This window comes from Microbacterium esteraromaticum (genome assembly GCF_014084045.1).
Lineage (GTDB): Bacteria > Actinomycetota > Actinomycetes > Actinomycetales > Microbacteriaceae > Microbacterium > Microbacterium esteraromaticum_D.
Genome location: NZ_CP043732.1, coordinates 392,649 through 408,350 on the forward strand (window position 1 = coordinate 392,649; position 15,702 = coordinate 408,350).

A 15,702-nucleotide genomic window follows, 5' to 3' on the forward strand; every position below is an offset into this window, starting at 1 on the left:
ATTTTCATGAATCCCCGGGCGGCAGCAATCACACCTGCAGTAAGCGCCACCGGAAGCTATCGCGATTGCGCTAACCGCCACTGCCGCGCCGGCCCAGAAGATTGGACTGCCCAATACGCCAAGGATGAGGAGTGCCAAGGGGGACTGCTTCTCCTGAAACGTCGTGGTTCCTGATGGGGTCGAGGGCCAGACGTAGTCGTTGTCGACGCCGCCTTCGACGCGCCCAGTTCGGTCGAGCTGCGCGGCGGAGCCGTCCTCAAGGTACTGCGCATGTCCGAATCCGGGACGGGCGTCTGAATGAAGCGGAGCAGCGGACCGCCTCATGACTTGCATCATCACCCATCCTCAGCACGCGATCCAGCCGCTACGCGCGACTCATGAGTTCGAACAGGCCAGCAGAACGACCTGCGTGAGCCCTGTTCCCCAATCGCCCGAAGCCCAGATGCTGTCGTGACCTACCACGCAACGAGCCATCCGACGCGCATCCCGGACGACCGCTGCACGAGAGCCCCGGCGGCTCCTCCAACTGTGATACGCATCGGCGATCGATGCTCGGATCGCCGCATCTGGCGAGAACTCGTCCATCGCGAAGTCGGCGGTGCGGGCGCTCTGCTTCAGAAGTCGCACGACCTCACCATCAGAAGCAGCGCCCCTGGACATCGCTCCGAACGCAGCACGAACGTCGGCTCCAACAAGAAGAGGATCGATCATGGCGCGCACGACTTCTCGATTTTCCGCGGTTAAGATCTGTCTCGTTCGATCGCGTCGGTCAGATAAGAAATGCCCGCGTGCTCGGTCGACTCGGAATCAGGGAGCTCGGGCTTATTGACTGCCTATCGATCGATGATCCGGCGGAACTTGTTGATGCGGGCATTCGGCATGTTACCGTCGTCGGCAAACTGGAAGAGGTGCTACGCCCAGTTTCCCAGTCCTCGCGCCGGCGGACGCAGTGGACCTTCCTCAAACGGATATAGGGATAGCTGAAGCACACGCGGCCCGAATGTAGCGATGAAGCGGCCGCCTGGAACGTGGACAAGGCGAGAATGTGAAGGTCTCCGGCTTCCTCGTTCAGTTGTCTGGCGAGTAAGTTCATATCATGCTGCCAGAGCCAGAGCGCCGTAGGTCGCTATTTGAACGCGCCCGCCGGCTAGCTGGGTCTTCGTTCTTCATCGGTGTCCTGCCGCTAGTTCTGCTCGTGACCAATGTCTCCGAGGTGCCACTTTGGGCGAGCGCCGCGTCGGCAGTCTCGGTGTTGGTATGTACGTGGCTCTGGATTCGACTGCCGTCTACGGGCATCCGAATCGAGGACACTGACATCATCGTGACCTCGTGGTGGGCCCGGCGACGATATGCCTGTGACGACATCTCTCGATTCCGCGCTGAATCGTACGCAGGGGCCTTCTTCATACTCGGCTGGACGGTGTACGGCGGGAAGTTGGAGAGTGGTCTGATCCATGCGGACATGCGTGACGGCCGGACTGTCAAACTGCATGGCACGGTATGCAATCGACGTACTGCGAGACGCCTCGCGGAATCGCTGAATCGATGGCTTGGCGTTGAGGCGGGTTCGGGAACGGGGCCCCGCAGATCTCGTCGACAACCACGATGACCGTGCGCCCGGGCTCGGACAGACGCATCGTACCCTGACGTCACAGCGCAGGCAGGTCTTCTCGCTTGCGGGTTCGATCCGGGTCTAGGCTACGCCTGTGCGCCGGGGACGCGCACTGGATGGAGGGGATTCCAGTATGGCGTTTCGTCGTAACCACTACGCCTGTGCGTGAGACTTCTGACCTGGCAGCGCTCCGAAAGATCGGTCGCGTTCCTCGATTCCTTGCCGCAGCGCACTCGGTGTTCGTCGCCTTCTTATGCACCATCTCGGCGGACGCCTGGCTGTGGTGGTTCATGGTGATACCGCTTGGCGCCCTGGTTCTGAGTTTTCGGGTCAGGTCCTGGGTGGCGGATGGGACGATTCACATTAGGTCGTACTTGCGAACTCACCACTTCCTCATCGCTGATCTGGATCTTGTGGTGGATGCCGAATACAACGGGTGGTGGACCTTGGGTCAGCCGGCGGACCTCATCGGCATCGCGCAGATCGATTTCTGCGGTGACCCCAGTAGCGTTACAGAAGTCATTCCTGCCACCATGTGCACAGTCTGGACGGCACGTCGAATCGTCGCAGAACTGAACGAACTCATCGAAACTGAGAATGCGACAGCAACCTGAAGCAGGCCCCCTGGCCACCGCTCCCAGACGATCGTGGAGACTCCGACCTACACCGGGGGCGCCACGATGACCCGGCATCAAGTCCGGCCGCATCGTACGCAAGGGACACATCGCCGAGACGGGTCGTGTTACCCGCGACGTCATAGACGATATCCGCAGGGGCGAGCCCGTCCGTGACGCTGTCCGCACCAGCGACCGGGTTCGTGACGGCGCTGGAGAGCCGGGCGGTTAGCCGGTCATAGTCCGGAAATCGCCACACAAGAGGCCTCTTGATGCCGGCCAATTCTCACCGATGATCAGTTCCGCCTGGTCGACTGTGAACTTCTACCACCTGGCCTTCAACATTGATAACGAGATACAGTCGGCGAAAGAACCTCGTAGCCCGAATTTCAGCACCATGCTCCAGATATGCATTAGCCACGGAGATCAATCGACGAATCTCAGACTCTTCCTCGTCCAGCGTAAGATCCTCTTGAATCCACGAGGCACTGTATGCATCGTCGATTATGAGAGAGTACTGCGTATAATCCGCTCGCAGTACTTCCGCCTTTCGTCCGACCCCAACGCTATCCCGCAGGCACACCCCGGTCGCGCTATCCTCGAGAAGCGGACTCCAGATCAGACCTTCCTGCTCATCCAGGATTTTCGCCATGAGTTCTTGCATCTCATCATCAGTCCTTCTCAGCTCTTCCATTGACCGTACTTTCAAATCGTTACACCAGTCCTATTGTCGGTTATTCCGCCTTTACGAAGCTCGAAGTGCCCGTGCCAACGCTGCCAACTCCGTCGCGGCTCACCAAACTTGAGCCAGTACTTTCTCTGGGCACCAAGCGAAAGCCGGAAATTGCCGTCGGGACTTTTTCCAATTCGGACAAAGTTGTTCTTCTTGATGACACTCTTTGTGGACAGTATAGCTTTCTTGATGCCACCCGAAGCCTTGTGTGACATAGCACGAGTCGATTTGGCGATCGTCGCGATCTTTCGCGCGACGTTGGTAGAACGCGCGGCGGTTGCAATGAGCCTCGTGCCTACCACCACACCCTTGATTGCTAGCCCCGCCGCAGTCCCGATCCCCGGAATGAATATCGCCGCCGTGGCCACCATGTCAAGGGCGAAAAGCCAGTCGAACTCGCCGCTCAAGTCTGCGGATCCGATGGGGTCGGTGGGCCAGACGTAGTCGTTGTCGACGCCGCCTTCGACAGGGTCGACCTGCAGGAATCGGCCGAGGGCGGGGACGTAGAGTCTCGCGCCCATCTCGATCATGAGGACGCTGGATTCGGCTTCGGTGGTCTTCAGCGCTGCCTGGTGCCACCCTGTCGCACCGTTCACCTGACCGGTGCGGTTGGCGGTCGGTGTGCCGATCGCGAAGGTGGTCATGTCGAGAGGCTGGCCGAACGGGTCGTACAGCTGCACGCCACCGTGACCGGTGCCGTTGCCGGTGACGAGGGTGTGCCCTTGCAGGTTCGGGTACTGAATCGGCCTGACTTTCGTTCCGTTCTTCAAGTAAGGATGGAACACGATGAATCAGAAGTACTCGCCCGAGATGCGTGAGCGCGCGCTGCGGATGCTCGATGAGGCCAAGCCGGATCATCCCAACCTCATGACCGCCGTCCGTCACGTCGCGGGCCTGCTCGGGATGAGCGCGGAGACGTTGCGGGTGTGGCATCGCCGCCGCGAGGTCGATGCTGGTCAGCGGCCCGGGGTGCCCAGCGACGTTGCCGAAGAGAACGCGCGGCTGCGTCGCGAGGTCGCCGAGTTGCGGCGCGCCAACGAGATCCTCAGGGCGGCGAGTGTGTTTTTCGCCAAGGAACTCGACCGCCCCACGACGAGATGATCCGCTTCATCGACAAGCATCGGGATCAATTCGGGGTCGAGGCCATCTGCCGTGTGCTGCGCGCGACAGTTCGTGGGTTCATCACCTCTCGCGGATATCGTGCCGCGAAACGACGCCTACCGTCGGCCAGACGCCTCCGGGACGAGTTGCTCGTCCCGGAAGTCGCCAGGCTGCACACGGAGAACTACGGCGTCTACGGGCGCCGGAAGATGCATGCGCTGATGCGCCGCCAAGGATGGGACATCGGCCGCGACCAGACCGAACGGCTCATGCGCCGGGCCGGGGTCCGTGGTGTGAGGAAGTCGAAGCGGGTGTTCACGACGCGCTCCGACAAGACGGCGGCGCTGCCGGCCGATCTCGTGAACAGGCGCTTCACCGCGCCGGCACCTCGCCGTCTCTGGGTCTGCGATGTGACCTACGTGGCGACGTGGTCCGGGTTCGCGTATGTCGCGTTCGTCACTGACGTCTACTCCCGCCGCATCGTCGGCTGGAACGTCGCCGCCACGTTGCGGTCCGAGATCTTGCCGATGCAGACGCTGGACATGGCCGCGTGGGGCGCCGGCGGCGATCTCACCGGGCTGATCCATCACGCGGACCACGGGTCGAACTACACCGCGATGGTCTACACCGAGCGGATCGTCGAGCTCGGCGCCGTTCCGTCGACGGGAACGGTGGGCGATTCGTTCGATAACGCGATGGCGGAGGCGGTGAACAACCTCTATAAGACCGAGCTGATCCGCCAGCGCGGCCCGTGGCGGACCGTCGAGCAGGTCGAACTCGCGACTCTCGAGTGGGTGTGGTGGTGGAACAACCAGCGGCTCCACGGCGAGCTCGACATGCGCACCCCGATCGAGGTCGAACAGGCGTATTACGCTGACCTGGAATCAGCCAATCCGGCACCTGCCGAACAAGGCTCCCGATAGGAACGAAAGTCAGGCCGATTCAGTTGAGCTGATCGACTACTCGGGGTTCGGGGCGTCGGCATCGGCTGGATTCCGTTCGTCGACTCCGTACACATGATCGAGGTGCAACTGAAGACCGGGTGAACCCTCTGGCTCGCCTCCACGTTCGGAGGCGAACGCCGTCCTCAGGCTCGTACGCCGCATGCGACTGCCACTCGGCCTCGATCCGCGCTGAATCCAGACTCTCTCGTAGCGCCTATCGCCCCATCCACCCGGGTTACGATCATCAGACGCACCGTCGCGCCGAGGGGACCCGCATGCAAGAGAACGCACCGTCGCTCACCGCCGAGCAGTTCGCTCAGCACACGTCTCGCATCGCCGCGTCGGTGTCGTCTGTCATCGACGGCAAGCCCGAGGCGGTGCGAAGCGCCCTGGTCTGCCTGCTCGCCGAGGGACATCTGCTCATCGAAGACGTGCCAGGCGTCGGCAAGACGATGCTCGCGCGCGCGCTGGCCGCAAGCGTCGATGCCACGGTGCGGCGCATCCAGTTCACCCCCGACCTCCTGCCGGGCGACGTCACCGGCGTGGCGGTGTACGACCCCGTCGAGCGCGAGTTCGAGTTCAAACGCGGCGCGATCTTCGCGCACATCGTCATCGCAGACGAGATCAACCGCGCCTCGCCGAAGACCCAGTCGGCGCTGCTCGAGGCCATGGAGGAGCACCAGGTCACGGTCGACGGCTCGAGCCATCACCTGCCCCAGCCGTTCCTCGTCGTCGCGACGCAGAACCCGCTCGAGATGGAGGGCACCTACCCGCTGCCCGAGGCCCAGCGCGACCGCTTCATGATGCGCATCTCGATGGGGTATCCGGATGCCGCGGCCGAGACCCTCATGCTGCGCCAGCGCGATGTCGCCAACCCGCTCTCGGCCATCGCCCCGGTCACCGACGCCGCGACCGTACGCGCGCTGATCTCGTGGGCCCGGCGCGTGCACGTCGCCGAATCGCTCGAGGAGTACGCCGTCGCCCTCGCGCAGGCCACCCGGCAGGACCCGAGCCTGCACCTCGGAGCAAGCCCCCGCGCCACCCTGCAGCTCGTCCGTGCCGCGAAGGTCGTGGCGGCGCTCGACGGCCGCGACTACGTCGTGCCAGACGACCTCGCCGATCTGGTGATCCCCGTCTTCGCGCACCGGCTGCTGGCCGCTCGCGGCGTGCACCGCGCGGGTGCGCAGCCGGTCGAGGCCGCTCTTCGCCAGATCGTGTCGCGGGTTCCCGTGCCGTTCGCCGCGCGCGTCTGAGCGCCATGCGCACGCGACCGCTGACAGCCAGAGGAGCCGCCTGCCTGGTGCTCGGCGGCCTGCTGTGCGTGGCCGCCAACGTTCTCGCCGCCCGCCCCCTTCTGTACATCGGCGTGCTGCTCCTGCTGCTGCCGCTCATCTCGCTGCTGGTCGTCAGGGCGCCACGGCGCCGCGGGGAGGTGTGGCGGCAGATCTCCACCGACCTGCTCGCAGTCGGAGAGACGTCGAAGGTCACCGTGCGCTTCGAGCTGTACGCGCCCGGCGTCCCGCGGGGTCGCTGGCGCGACACCCTGCCCGACGCTGTGCGAGGCGACGCCGTCGGCGAGTACCCGGGCGAGACCAGGCTGCTGCACTACGACCTCGAGGGAGTGCGCAGGGGCACCGCGACTCTCGGCCCTCTGCTGCTGCGCACGGTCGACCCGTTCGGCCTGGCGCAGCGTGTGCAGGCCTTCGGCGAGACCCGCATGATCACCGTCGTGCCGCAGGTCTTCGCCCTCTCGCCCCTTCCGACCAGGGTGGGGGCTGCCGGCGGTGCGGCGCAGACCCGGTCGACGCGCATCGGGCAGGGCGCTGACAACCTCATCCCCCGCGCATATCTGTCTGGCGACTCACGCCGGCGCATCCACTGGCGCGCGACCGCGCACCGAGGCTCGCTGATGGTCAGGCAGGAGGAGGAAGAGGCCAGCCCCGACGCGGTCGTGGTGCTCGACCGTGCGGCGTCGCGCTGGGCCCGCCCCGGCGACACCCCCGATCCGGCCTTCGAGGCGGCCGTGTCGCTGTGCGCCTCGGCCGCGCTTCGCTTCGTGCAGGACGGCTACAGCGTCGACGTGTTCGACAGCTCGGGCGCCCTGCTCGGCGCTCTGCGCGGGCATGAAGACGACCGCGACGGGCTGATGGTGGCATTGGCCACGGTGATCCCGCGCGGCGAGCCGCGCGACCTGCGCGCCATCGTCGGCGGCACGCCTCCCGGCCCGCTCGTCGTGATCACCGGGGCGATCCAGGCCGACGATGCCGTGCGGCTGAGCACGGCGGGCGCCGCGGCGCCGATGCTGATCGCGGCGGGAGCGAGCCGCGATGCGCTGGCCGTCGCCGCCGAGCACGGCTGGAACGTGGCGAGGCTCGACACCGCAGCCGACCCGGCGGAGGTGTGGGAGTCGGCGATTCCCCAGGCGAAGGCGCCCCGTGGCTGAGGCGCGCGGCACCGTTCCCCGCCCCGGCATCGCGGGGCCGGGAGTGCTCGCCGCGGTCGCCGCACTCGTGGCGATGTGGCCGTACACCGGGGTGATCCAGCCCGGCGCGTGGACGTTCGTGGTCGTGGCCGTCATCGCCACGACGGCGGTTACGGGCATGGCGGGGCGGCGGATGCTCCGGCGGATGCGCGAGGGCATCCGGTCTCTGCTCACCCTGCTGCTCCAGCTGGGCGTGCTCAGCCTCGTCCTGACCAATCTGCTGGCGAGCGAGACGGCCGAGTTCGGCTTCGTGCCGACTGCGGCGAGCCTCGAGCTGACGGGTCTGCGCCTGCAGCGTGCCGTCGACGAGATCTCGAACGGCGTCGCGCCGATCGAGGCGACGGTGTCGATGACCTCGGCCATGGGCCTGGCCTTCACGCTGGTCGCGCTTCTCGTCGATCATCTGCTCTCGCAGCGCCTGGTGGTGCTCACTGTGCTGTTCACGTCTGTGGTCGGGGCGGTGCCGATGCTGATCACCTTCGGCTCGGTGAACCTCGTGTGGTTCGTGCTGCAGGCCGTGATGATCCTCGTCGTGCTCCGGTTCGGCGCCAGGCACGACCGCGACGCGATCCGCCACTCCCCCTTCGTCGCCGCCGGCCTCATCGGCGCCGCCGCGATCGCGGCCACCGTCGTCGTCGCCCCCACGCTGCCCCTGACGACTCCCGTCGGCGGGACCGGGCAGCTGACGACCGTCAGCGCCGATCTGCGGCTCGGCGACGACCTGCGTCGTCCGAACGAGACGGAGGCGCTGACCCTCGTCACCTCGGCATCCGCTCCGCCCTACCTGCGCCTCGCGACCCTCTCCCGCTTCGACGGCGAGATCTGGCGTCCCGATCGCTCCGACCGCAACCCCGTCGAGGACGGCTTCGGCGCCCGCCCCTGGGGCGACCCCATCGAGACGATCGAACACGAGGTCTCGATCAGGGTGGTGGGCATGTCCAGCTCACGGCTGCCGGTGCCCTATGCCGCCGAGCAGATCAGCGGGCTGCCACGGGGCTGGCAGGCCATGCCGCTGAACCGCACGGTCATCAGCTCGACGAACGATGCCGCCGGGGCCGACTACACCGTGCAGACCGCAACCCCCGCGCCCAGCCTCGAGCAGATCCGCGCCACATCGGCAGGCGGAGCCGAGTTCGTCGCAGCGCCCGCTGAAGACCTTCCCGAGGTGATCGGCGACCTTGCGCGCGAAGTCACCGCCGGGGCAGAGAGCGACTACGATCGGCTGCTCGCTCTGCAGGACTGGTTCCGGTCGGAGTTCTCGTACTCGCTCGACGCCCCCGTCGAGGAGGGCTTCGACGGCACCGGCGCCGACGCGGTGGCGACGTTCCTCGAGGTGCGCAGCGGATACTGCATCCACTTCGCGGGGGCCTTCGCGCTGATGGCGCAGTCTCTCGACATGCCGGTGCGCATCGTCGTCGGCTACCTGCCTGGCACCTCGACCGATCAGACACGCGGTGAAGACCGCGTCTACACGGTCACGAGCGACAAGCTGCACTCCTGGCCCGAGGTGTACTTCCAGGGCATCGGCTGGGTGCCCTTCGAGCCGACCGCGACGCTCGGCACGCCCACCGACTTCGTCTCCGAGGCGGGCGCGGGCGGCGACGACGGCCCGGATGCTCCGTCCGCTTCTCCCACGCCCACCTCGGCGCCCTCCGCATCAGCGACCGGCGGTCCCGACCGCAGCGCAGAAGACCCTGGTGCCGGAGTCGGCGGTGCGCTGCCCAGGCTCAACCCGACGCCTGTGGTGCTGGTCACCGCCGGCATCCTGCTCGTGCTGCTGATGCCCGGGCTGGGCCGCGCGCTGCGACGGATGCTGCGGATCGGCCGGTCGAGGCGCGGCGACGCGATCGCGGCGTGGCGTGAGGTGGCCGACACGATGGTCGACCTGCGCCTCCCGCTGCACACATCAGACACCGCACGAACGCGAGCCCAGATGCTCGCCACGACTCGTGGGGCCGATCCCGAGGCGCTGCGCCTGCTGGTCGACGCGGTCGAGCGGCGAAGCTATGCCGAGCTCCCGCCAGAAGAGGTCGACCTCGGCGCGTCGCTGCGCCGGGTCATCGGCGATCTCGAAGCGAGCGTCAGCGGGCGCCGGCGCATGCTGGCCTGGCTGCTGCCGGCATCGCTGCTGCGACGGTGACGCCCGTTCAGCCCAGCGCGCTCCCGGCGTGATCCGCACACGGCACCGCATCGCAGTCGTCGCAGACGACGAACTGCCGACGGCACGACGCGTCAGGGCAGTTCGCGGTGCGGCTGGTGGCGGCCCCGCATCCCGCACACGTGCCGATCACCGCGGTGTGGTCGCTGAAATCGACGGATCCTCGCTTGTCGAAGACGTAGAGAGAGCCTTCCCACAGACCGTCGTCACCGTACTTCTCGCCGTAGCGGACGATGCCCCCGTCGAGCTGGTACACCTCGCCGAATCCCCGCGACACCATCAGGCTCGACAGCACCTCGCAGCGGATGCCGCCGGTGCAGTAGGTGACCACGGGCTTGCCCTTGAGATCGTCGTAGACGCCTTCGTCGAGCAGGCGGACGAAGTCGCGGGTGGTGTCCGTATCGGGCACGACGGCACCGCGGAACCGGCCGATCTCTGCCTCGAGCGCGTTTCGCCCGTCGAAGAACACCACATCCTCTCCGCGCTCGGCGACGAGGGCGTGCAGCTGCTCTGGGTCGAGCCTGGTGCCTCCGCCGACGACTCCGTGCTCGTCGACCTCGAGCTCGTCGGGCGCCCCGAACGACACGATCTCGTCGCGCACCTTCACGCTCAGCTTCGGGAAGTCGGCACTGTACCCGTCGGCGTCGATGGCCGTGCCCTCGCTCCACTTGACGTCGGCGTTCTTGAATGCGGGATAGTCGCGGAACCGGCGCAGCCACTTCTTCACGGCGGGCAGGTCACCGCCGAGAGTGCCGTTGATCCCGTGCGCGGAGATGATGATCCGCCCGCGCAGCTTGAGCGCTTCGCCCAGGTCGCGCTGCCACAGCCGCACCGCCTCCGGATCCGCGAGCGGGGCGAAGGCGTAGAACAGCACGATCTTGGGGGTGGGCACCAGGAGATTCTAGGCCGTGGGCAGCTGGGCGATCAGCGGGTTCTGATCGTGCGGATCGACCACGATGCCGGTGATCTCGTCGAGCCCGACCACCGGGAAGCGCGAGGCGGCGCCGATCTTCTCGGCGCTGCCGAGCACGTAGGTGTCAGCGCTGCGCGCCGCGAGCGCGCGTTTGGTGACGGCGTCGTCGAGCTCACCGGTGGTGAGCCCGTGGTCGGGATGGATGCCCGTGACGCCGAGGAAGAAGGCATCCGCCGCGATCCGGGCGATGGCCTCGTGGGCCAGTCCACCGCCGGCGACCGCGGAGTGGCGGCTCAGTTCGCCGCCGATCATCACGACTCGGGCCTTCGTCGAATCCAGCGCCGCGACCGCCACCGCCGGACTGGGCGTGATGAGAGTGATGTCGTCAGGCAGCATCGCCGCCATCGCGAGCGCCGTCGTGCCGGCGTCGAGGATGACGGTCATCCCGGGGCGGATCAGCGCGGCGGCCGCCTGTGCGACGCGGTGCTTGCTGTCGACAGCGACGCCGAGGCGGCGCTGCACGGGCGCATCGGCGAGCGGCACGGGCAGGGCTCCGCCGTAGACGCGGATGCACAGCCCCGCCTCTGCGAGCTCTCGCAGGTCGCGGCGGATCGAGTCTTCGGAGATGCCGAGTTCAGCGGCGACCGACTTCGCCACGACCCGGCCTTCGGCCGCGAGCAGAGCCAGCAGGTGCTCGCGTCGTTGGGCACTCAGCATGGTCTACCCTTTCCCGTTCTTCTCCATTGTTGCACGTTTCTGCATGTTTCACGCTACGCTGTCCCCCATGGACAGACCACTTCTCATTCTCATCGCAGGCCCCTACCGCTCGGGAACCGGGGGCGACCCCGACGCGATCGCCGCCAACCTCGAGCGGCTTGAGCAGGCCGCCGCTCCGATCCATCGCCGAGGCCACGTGCCGATGATCGGCGAATGGGTCGCACTCCCGGTGCTTCGCGGACTCTCTCCGGAGGAGGCCGCCGAGACGGATGTCATGTACCAGACCGCCGATCGGCTGCTGATGCACTGCGACGCGGTGCTCCGCCTGCCGGGAGAGTCCGCCGGCGCCGACAACGACGTGCGACTCGCACGCGAGCGCGGGCTGCCCGTCTACCACTCGGTCGACGAGATCCCCTCGGCTGAGCGTGCCGAGGAGCGTACCGAGGCACCGTCGCCGATCGGATAGGATGGACAGGTTGTTTCCTGGTGACGTGTCCGAGCGGCCGAAGGAGCACGCTTGGAAAGCGTGTGTTGTGCAAGCAACCGCGGGTTCGAATCCCGCCGTCACCGCCAGAAGCCCTGAGGCCCGCACGAAGTGTGGGCCTCAGGGCTTCTTCCGATGACGGTTGGCACTTCGCCACCCCAGGGCCCTACGACGCCCGAGGCTCCACGCGGCGCCCTTCCACCCAACCCGAACCCGCCCGCACACTCGCGCCGCGTGGAGTGGCGTCGAGGGATCGAATCCCGCCGTCACCCGCCCCACGGGGATCCCGCCGGGCGATCAGTCGAACCGGATGCCGTACATGGTCGTCTCGGGGCCGGATCCGAGCCGGTGCATGCCGAGACGCTCGTAGAACGCGCCTGCTCCGGTGTTCGTCGGATTCATGCCGAGGTGAAGGCCGGGCACACCGCGGCGCGTGAGCTCGGCGAAGAGCGTGTCGATCAGTCGCCGGCCGAGGCCCTGCCCCTGCGTCTCGGGCAGCAGGTCGATGTGCAGGTGCGCCGGATACTGCGCCGCGTGCTTCTCGCTGCCCGGTGCGCGACGGCTCGCGTAGCCGATGATGCCGTCCTGCCTGGTCGGCTCGGCGGCGCCCGAGAGGGGGTACAGGCCCTGCTTCGATGGCCACCACTCCTCACGGAACCACTGCTCGAAGGCATCCGTGTCGTCCGTCGCGACGACGTAGCCGATCGTGCGGCCGTCATCCGACTCCACCACCCACGCGAGATCGGGATGCCGCACCGCATACGGCGCGGCGAAGACGTCGCCCCACAGACGGTCGTCGGTGAAGATGCCGGTGGCGTCGCCGCCGGCATCCGCCGTCTTCACGCAGATCTCGTACAGCGCGTCGCGGTCGGCGTCACGATAGGGGCGGATCTGCGTCACGGTGGCTCCTCGATGCCGGTTCTGCGGTCGTCGTCCAGCCTAGTGACGCCCAGGTCAGGACGAAGGCGCCGACGATCAGCGCAGCCGACGCGCCGACCAGCGCACCGCCGAGGGTGTCGGTGATCCAGTGCACGGCGAGGATGGTGCGCGACAGCGCCATCGCCACCACCCACACGACCCCGGCGACAGCCATCCACACACGGGGGAAGACCAGCCAGAGCACCATCGCGATGGTCGCCGCATTCGACGTATGCCCTGAGGGGAATGATCCGAAGTCCGAGGTCACGAGCATGTCGTCTGGCCGCGCCCTGGCGAAGATCTCCTTCAGCAGCTGCGTGAGCCCTGCACTGACGCCGAACGCCATCGCCGCGAACACGGCGGCCCGCCATCGCCGCAGCAGCACGAGCAGCAGCACGACGAGCAGAGGCACCAGGACGATCGCCACCCAGCCTCCGCCGATCCAGTTCAGCAGGTAGGCGGCCGACAGCATCCAGTCCTGACGGACCTGCGACATGAGGTCGTTCCAGAAGACGTCGAGCCCGCTCGTCGCACCGCGTGGCAAGAGCACCACGAGCACGCCGAGAAGCGCGGCGAAGGTGAGCATCGCGCTGCCGGCGAAGAGGAGGGTGCGGCGTCTCATCGTCTCATCGTGCCCCGAGCGAGGCCCGCACGCGGCGGGCCTCGCCGAGGATCACCCCTTCGTCGCGCCCGCGAGCAGTCCGCGGACGAAGAAGCGCTGCAGAGCGAAGAACACGATCAGCGGGACGATGATCGAGATGAAGGTACCCGCCGACTGCAGGAACCAGCGGTTGCCCCAGGTGCCGGACAGCGAGTTCAGCGCCTGGGTGATCGGAAGCGCGCCCGGCGAGGCGAAGATCGTCGCGACCAGCAGGTCGTTCCACACCCAGAGGAACTGGAAGATGGCGAACGAGGCGATCGCCGGCATCGCCAGCGGAAGGATGATGCGGAAGAACACCTGCCCGTGCCCTGCGCCGTCGACGCGGGCGGCCTCGACGATGTCGCCCGGGATCTCCGCGATGAAGTTGTGCAGCATGAACGTCGCCAGGGGAAGAGCGAAGATCGCGTGCGCGATCCACACCCGGGCGAAGCTGAACTCGACGTCGTTGAGCGTGAGGCCCGGGAAGATCATCACGCCGTTGATCGTGAGCCCCTCCGAGAACAGGCTCAGCAGCGGCACCAGGGCCATCTGCAGCGGCACGATCTGCAGCGCGAACACGAACACGAACAGCATGTTGCGGCCCTTGAAGTCGATCCACGCGAACGCGTACGCGGCGAGCGCGGCGATGACGATCGGGAAGACCGTGGCAGGGATCGTGATCGCGAGGGAGTTCACGAACGCCGTCGCCAGGGTCGTCGACGTGCCGCCGGCGTTGAGCGCCTCGACGTAGTTCGAGAACGTGAACTCGGGGTTGGTGAAGGCCGTCCACCACCCCGTCGACTGCGTGTCGGCGCCTGGGCGGAACGAGGTGACGAACAGACCGAACGTGGGGATCGTCCAGAACACCGCGATGATGGCCGCGGCGATCGTGGCGCCCTTCGAGGTGAGCTTCTTGTGGGCGATGGCCTCGTTGCGTCGGGTGTCGCGTGCGACCTGGCGCTTGGTGCGCGTGTCGCGGACGATGGCTTCAGTGGCGCTCATCAGCGGATCTCCCTCTGCTTCGACAGTGAACGGGCGTTGTAGATGATCAGGGGCAGCACGAAGAGGAACAGCACCACGGCGAGCGCCGAGGAGTGCCCGTAGCTCTGGAAGCGCTGCTGCTGGTTGACCATCTCGAAGCCGAGAACGGTGGTGTCGTCGCGGCCGCCTGTCATCACCGCGACGATGTCGTAGACCTTCAGCGAGGCGATCGTGATCGTCGTCAGCACGACGATCAGCGACGACCGGATGCCTGGCACCGTGACGTTCCAGAATCGCTGCCACGCGTTCGTGCCGTCGAGCTCGGCGGCCTCCAGCTGCTCGGTGGGAACGGCCTTGATCGCGGCCGAGAGGATCACCATCGCGAAACCGGTCTGCGTCCAGATGAAGACGACCAGCAGCATGAGGGTATTGATCAGGGGCTTGACCGCGAGCCAGCTCACCGGGTCGCCGCCGAACATCGTCACGATGGCGTTGAGCAGACCGATCTGCTCGCCCTGCCGGTAGTCGTACATGAACTTCCAGATGATGCCGGCGCCGACGAACGAGATCGCGACGGGCATGAACACCAGCACCTTCAGGATCTTCTCGCCGCGAGCGCGGTCGATGAACACGGCGTAGGCGAGGCCGAAGGCGACCGAGATCGTGGGGGCGAGCAGGGCCCAGATCAGGGTGTTGATCACCGACCAGGTGCCGACCGGGTTGGTGAACACCCAGACGTAGTTCTCGAATCCGACGAACTCGTCACCCGTCTTGTCGAAGAACGACTTGATGAACGTCGAGATCGCCGGGTAGATCAGGCCGAGCAGCAGCATGATCGCCGCCGGAGCCATGAAGAGGATGAGCTGGAACAGGTACCCGGCGCCCTGCCGCGAGCGGTAGTCGGCGAAGAAGAGCAGCGCACCCGAGAGCAGCGCGATCGCGACGACGTAGAGCACGGCGTTCGCGTACGGGCGCAGCAGCATCAGCGCCAGCACGGGAATGACGAGGCATGCGACGAGTCGCATGATGAAGTAGCCCCTGCCCGGACGCGGGGCGTACTCGATCAGCACGAGCACGATGCCGACGACGAGCCCGAACACGAGCAGCACGACGGGGATCTGCACCAGCGGGTGCAGTGCGCCCATCCACAGGAAGAAGTTGTTCAGCGACACCGGACCCAGCGCGATGCGCGCAGGGTCTTCGACCGGTGCCGAGATGATGAGCAGGAACAGCATCGCGGCGACGGCGAGGAAGCCGACGGTGACCACGATCTGCGTGATCCGGCGCCCCTTGGCATCCACTCCGTGCGTCGTCTTCGGCAGTTCCGCCGTGTCCTTTTCGTCGACTGTCAGCAGTGACATGAAATCCCCTTCTGAGTACGGATGCGGGGTCGGGCATCTCTGCC

General features: G+C 66.6%; 14 protein-coding genes and 1 tRNA gene. 7 read left to right on the forward strand and 8 right to left on the reverse strand.

Features of this window, described 5'->3' with window-relative positions:
* Positions 1–1,773 precede the first annotated feature (1,773 nt).
* Entirely contained in the window at positions 1,774–2,226 is a 453-nt protein-coding gene (locus FVO59_RS01910) for a hypothetical protein (protein ID WP_182254096.1), read from the forward strand.
* Between the two features lie 286 nt (positions 2,227–2,512).
* On the opposite strand, the gene FVO59_RS01915 is transcribed toward FVO59_RS01910, so the two are convergent.
* Entirely contained in the window at positions 2,513–2,920 is a 408-nt protein-coding gene (locus FVO59_RS01915) for a hypothetical protein (RefSeq protein ID WP_182254098.1), read from the reverse strand.
* A gap of 11 nt (positions 2,921–2,931) precedes the next feature.
* Positions 2,932–3,744, reverse strand: a complete 813-nt coding sequence (locus FVO59_RS01920; protein ID WP_182254100.1) for an RHS repeat-associated core domain-containing protein — start codon at positions 3,742–3,744, stop codon at positions 2,932–2,934.
* 1 nt (position 3,745) lies between these two features.
* Here FVO59_RS01920 and FVO59_RS01925 point away from each other — a divergent pair.
* The 4 genes from FVO59_RS01925 (at position 3,746) to FVO59_RS01940 (ending at position 9,626) form a co-directional block, all read left to right on the forward strand.
* Positions 3,746–4,983 (forward strand): IS3 family transposase gene (locus FVO59_RS01925; protein WP_182254102.1). Its coding sequence is split into 2 segments (ribosomal slippage): positions 3,746–4,031 and positions 4,031–4,983, totalling 1,239 coding nucleotides; the frame shifts between segments, so codons are not numbered across the junction.
* Positions 4,984–5,279: 296 nt separating this feature from the next.
* Positions 5,280–6,257: an AAA family ATPase gene (locus FVO59_RS01930; protein WP_182254104.1), complete on the forward strand. Its 978-nt coding sequence runs from the start codon at positions 5,280–5,282 to the stop codon at positions 6,255–6,257.
* 5 nt (positions 6,258–6,262) lie between these two features.
* Entirely contained in the window at positions 6,263–7,447 is a 1,185-nt protein-coding gene (locus FVO59_RS01935; RefSeq protein ID WP_182254106.1) for a DUF58 domain-containing protein, read from the forward strand.
* Entirely contained in the window at positions 7,440–9,626 is a 2,187-nt protein-coding gene (locus FVO59_RS01940; RefSeq protein ID WP_182254108.1) for a transglutaminaseTgpA domain-containing protein, read from the forward strand. The genes FVO59_RS01935 and FVO59_RS01940 overlap by 8 nt, the downstream gene beginning before the upstream one ends.
* A gap of 7 nt (positions 9,627–9,633) precedes the next feature.
* On the opposite strand, the gene trhO is transcribed toward FVO59_RS01940, so the two are convergent.
* Together trhO and FVO59_RS01950 are read right to left on the reverse strand one after the other, a co-directional pair.
* Entirely contained in the window at positions 9,634–10,536 is a 903-nt protein-coding gene (gene trhO, locus FVO59_RS01945; RefSeq protein WP_182254110.1) for an oxygen-dependent tRNA uridine(34) hydroxylase TrhO, read from the reverse strand.
* Between the two features lie 9 nt (positions 10,537–10,545).
* Positions 10,546–11,274 carry a DeoR/GlpR family DNA-binding transcription regulator gene (locus tag FVO59_RS01950; RefSeq protein ID WP_182254112.1) on the reverse strand — a complete coding sequence of 243 codons (729 nt, stop codon included), beginning with the start codon at positions 11,272–11,274 and terminating at the stop codon, positions 10,546–10,548.
* A 67-nt stretch (positions 11,275–11,341) separates the two neighbouring features.
* On the opposite strand from FVO59_RS01950, the gene FVO59_RS01955 reads away from it, so the two are divergent.
* Both FVO59_RS01955 and FVO59_RS01960 read left to right on the forward strand, forming a co-directional pair.
* Positions 11,342–11,740 carry a DUF4406 domain-containing protein gene (locus FVO59_RS01955; RefSeq protein WP_182254114.1) on the forward strand — a complete coding sequence of 133 codons (399 nt, stop codon included), beginning with the start codon at positions 11,342–11,344 and terminating at the stop codon, positions 11,738–11,740.
* Between the two features lie 19 nt (positions 11,741–11,759).
* Positions 11,760–11,847, forward strand: a tRNA-Ser gene (locus FVO59_RS01960).
* Positions 11,848–12,055: 208 nt separating this feature from the next.
* Here FVO59_RS01960 and FVO59_RS01965 read toward each other — a convergent pair.
* The 4 genes from FVO59_RS01965 to FVO59_RS01980 are packed head-to-tail and all read right to left on the reverse strand — an operon-like array spanning position 12,056 to position 15,658.
* Entirely contained in the window at positions 12,056–12,658 is a 603-nt protein-coding gene (locus tag FVO59_RS01965; protein ID WP_182254116.1) for a GNAT family N-acetyltransferase, read from the reverse strand.
* On the reverse strand, positions 12,633–13,298 hold the full coding sequence (locus FVO59_RS01970; RefSeq protein ID WP_182254118.1) for a phosphatase PAP2 family protein: 666 nt from the start codon (positions 13,296–13,298) through the stop codon (positions 12,633–12,635). Before FVO59_RS01970 ends, FVO59_RS01965 begins: the two co-directional genes overlap by 26 nt.
* Positions 13,299–13,349: 51 nt before the next feature.
* Positions 13,350–14,318 (reverse strand): carbohydrate ABC transporter permease, encoded by a 969-nt coding sequence (locus FVO59_RS01975; RefSeq protein ID WP_182254120.1) that lies wholly within the window; start codon positions 14,316–14,318, stop codon positions 13,350–13,352.
* Positions 14,318–15,658, reverse strand: coding sequence for a carbohydrate ABC transporter permease (locus FVO59_RS01980; protein ID WP_182254122.1), 1,341 nt, complete (start codon positions 15,656–15,658; stop codon positions 14,318–14,320). The genes FVO59_RS01975 and FVO59_RS01980 overlap by 1 nt, the downstream gene beginning before the upstream one ends.
* Positions 15,659–15,702: the final 44 nt, after the last annotated feature.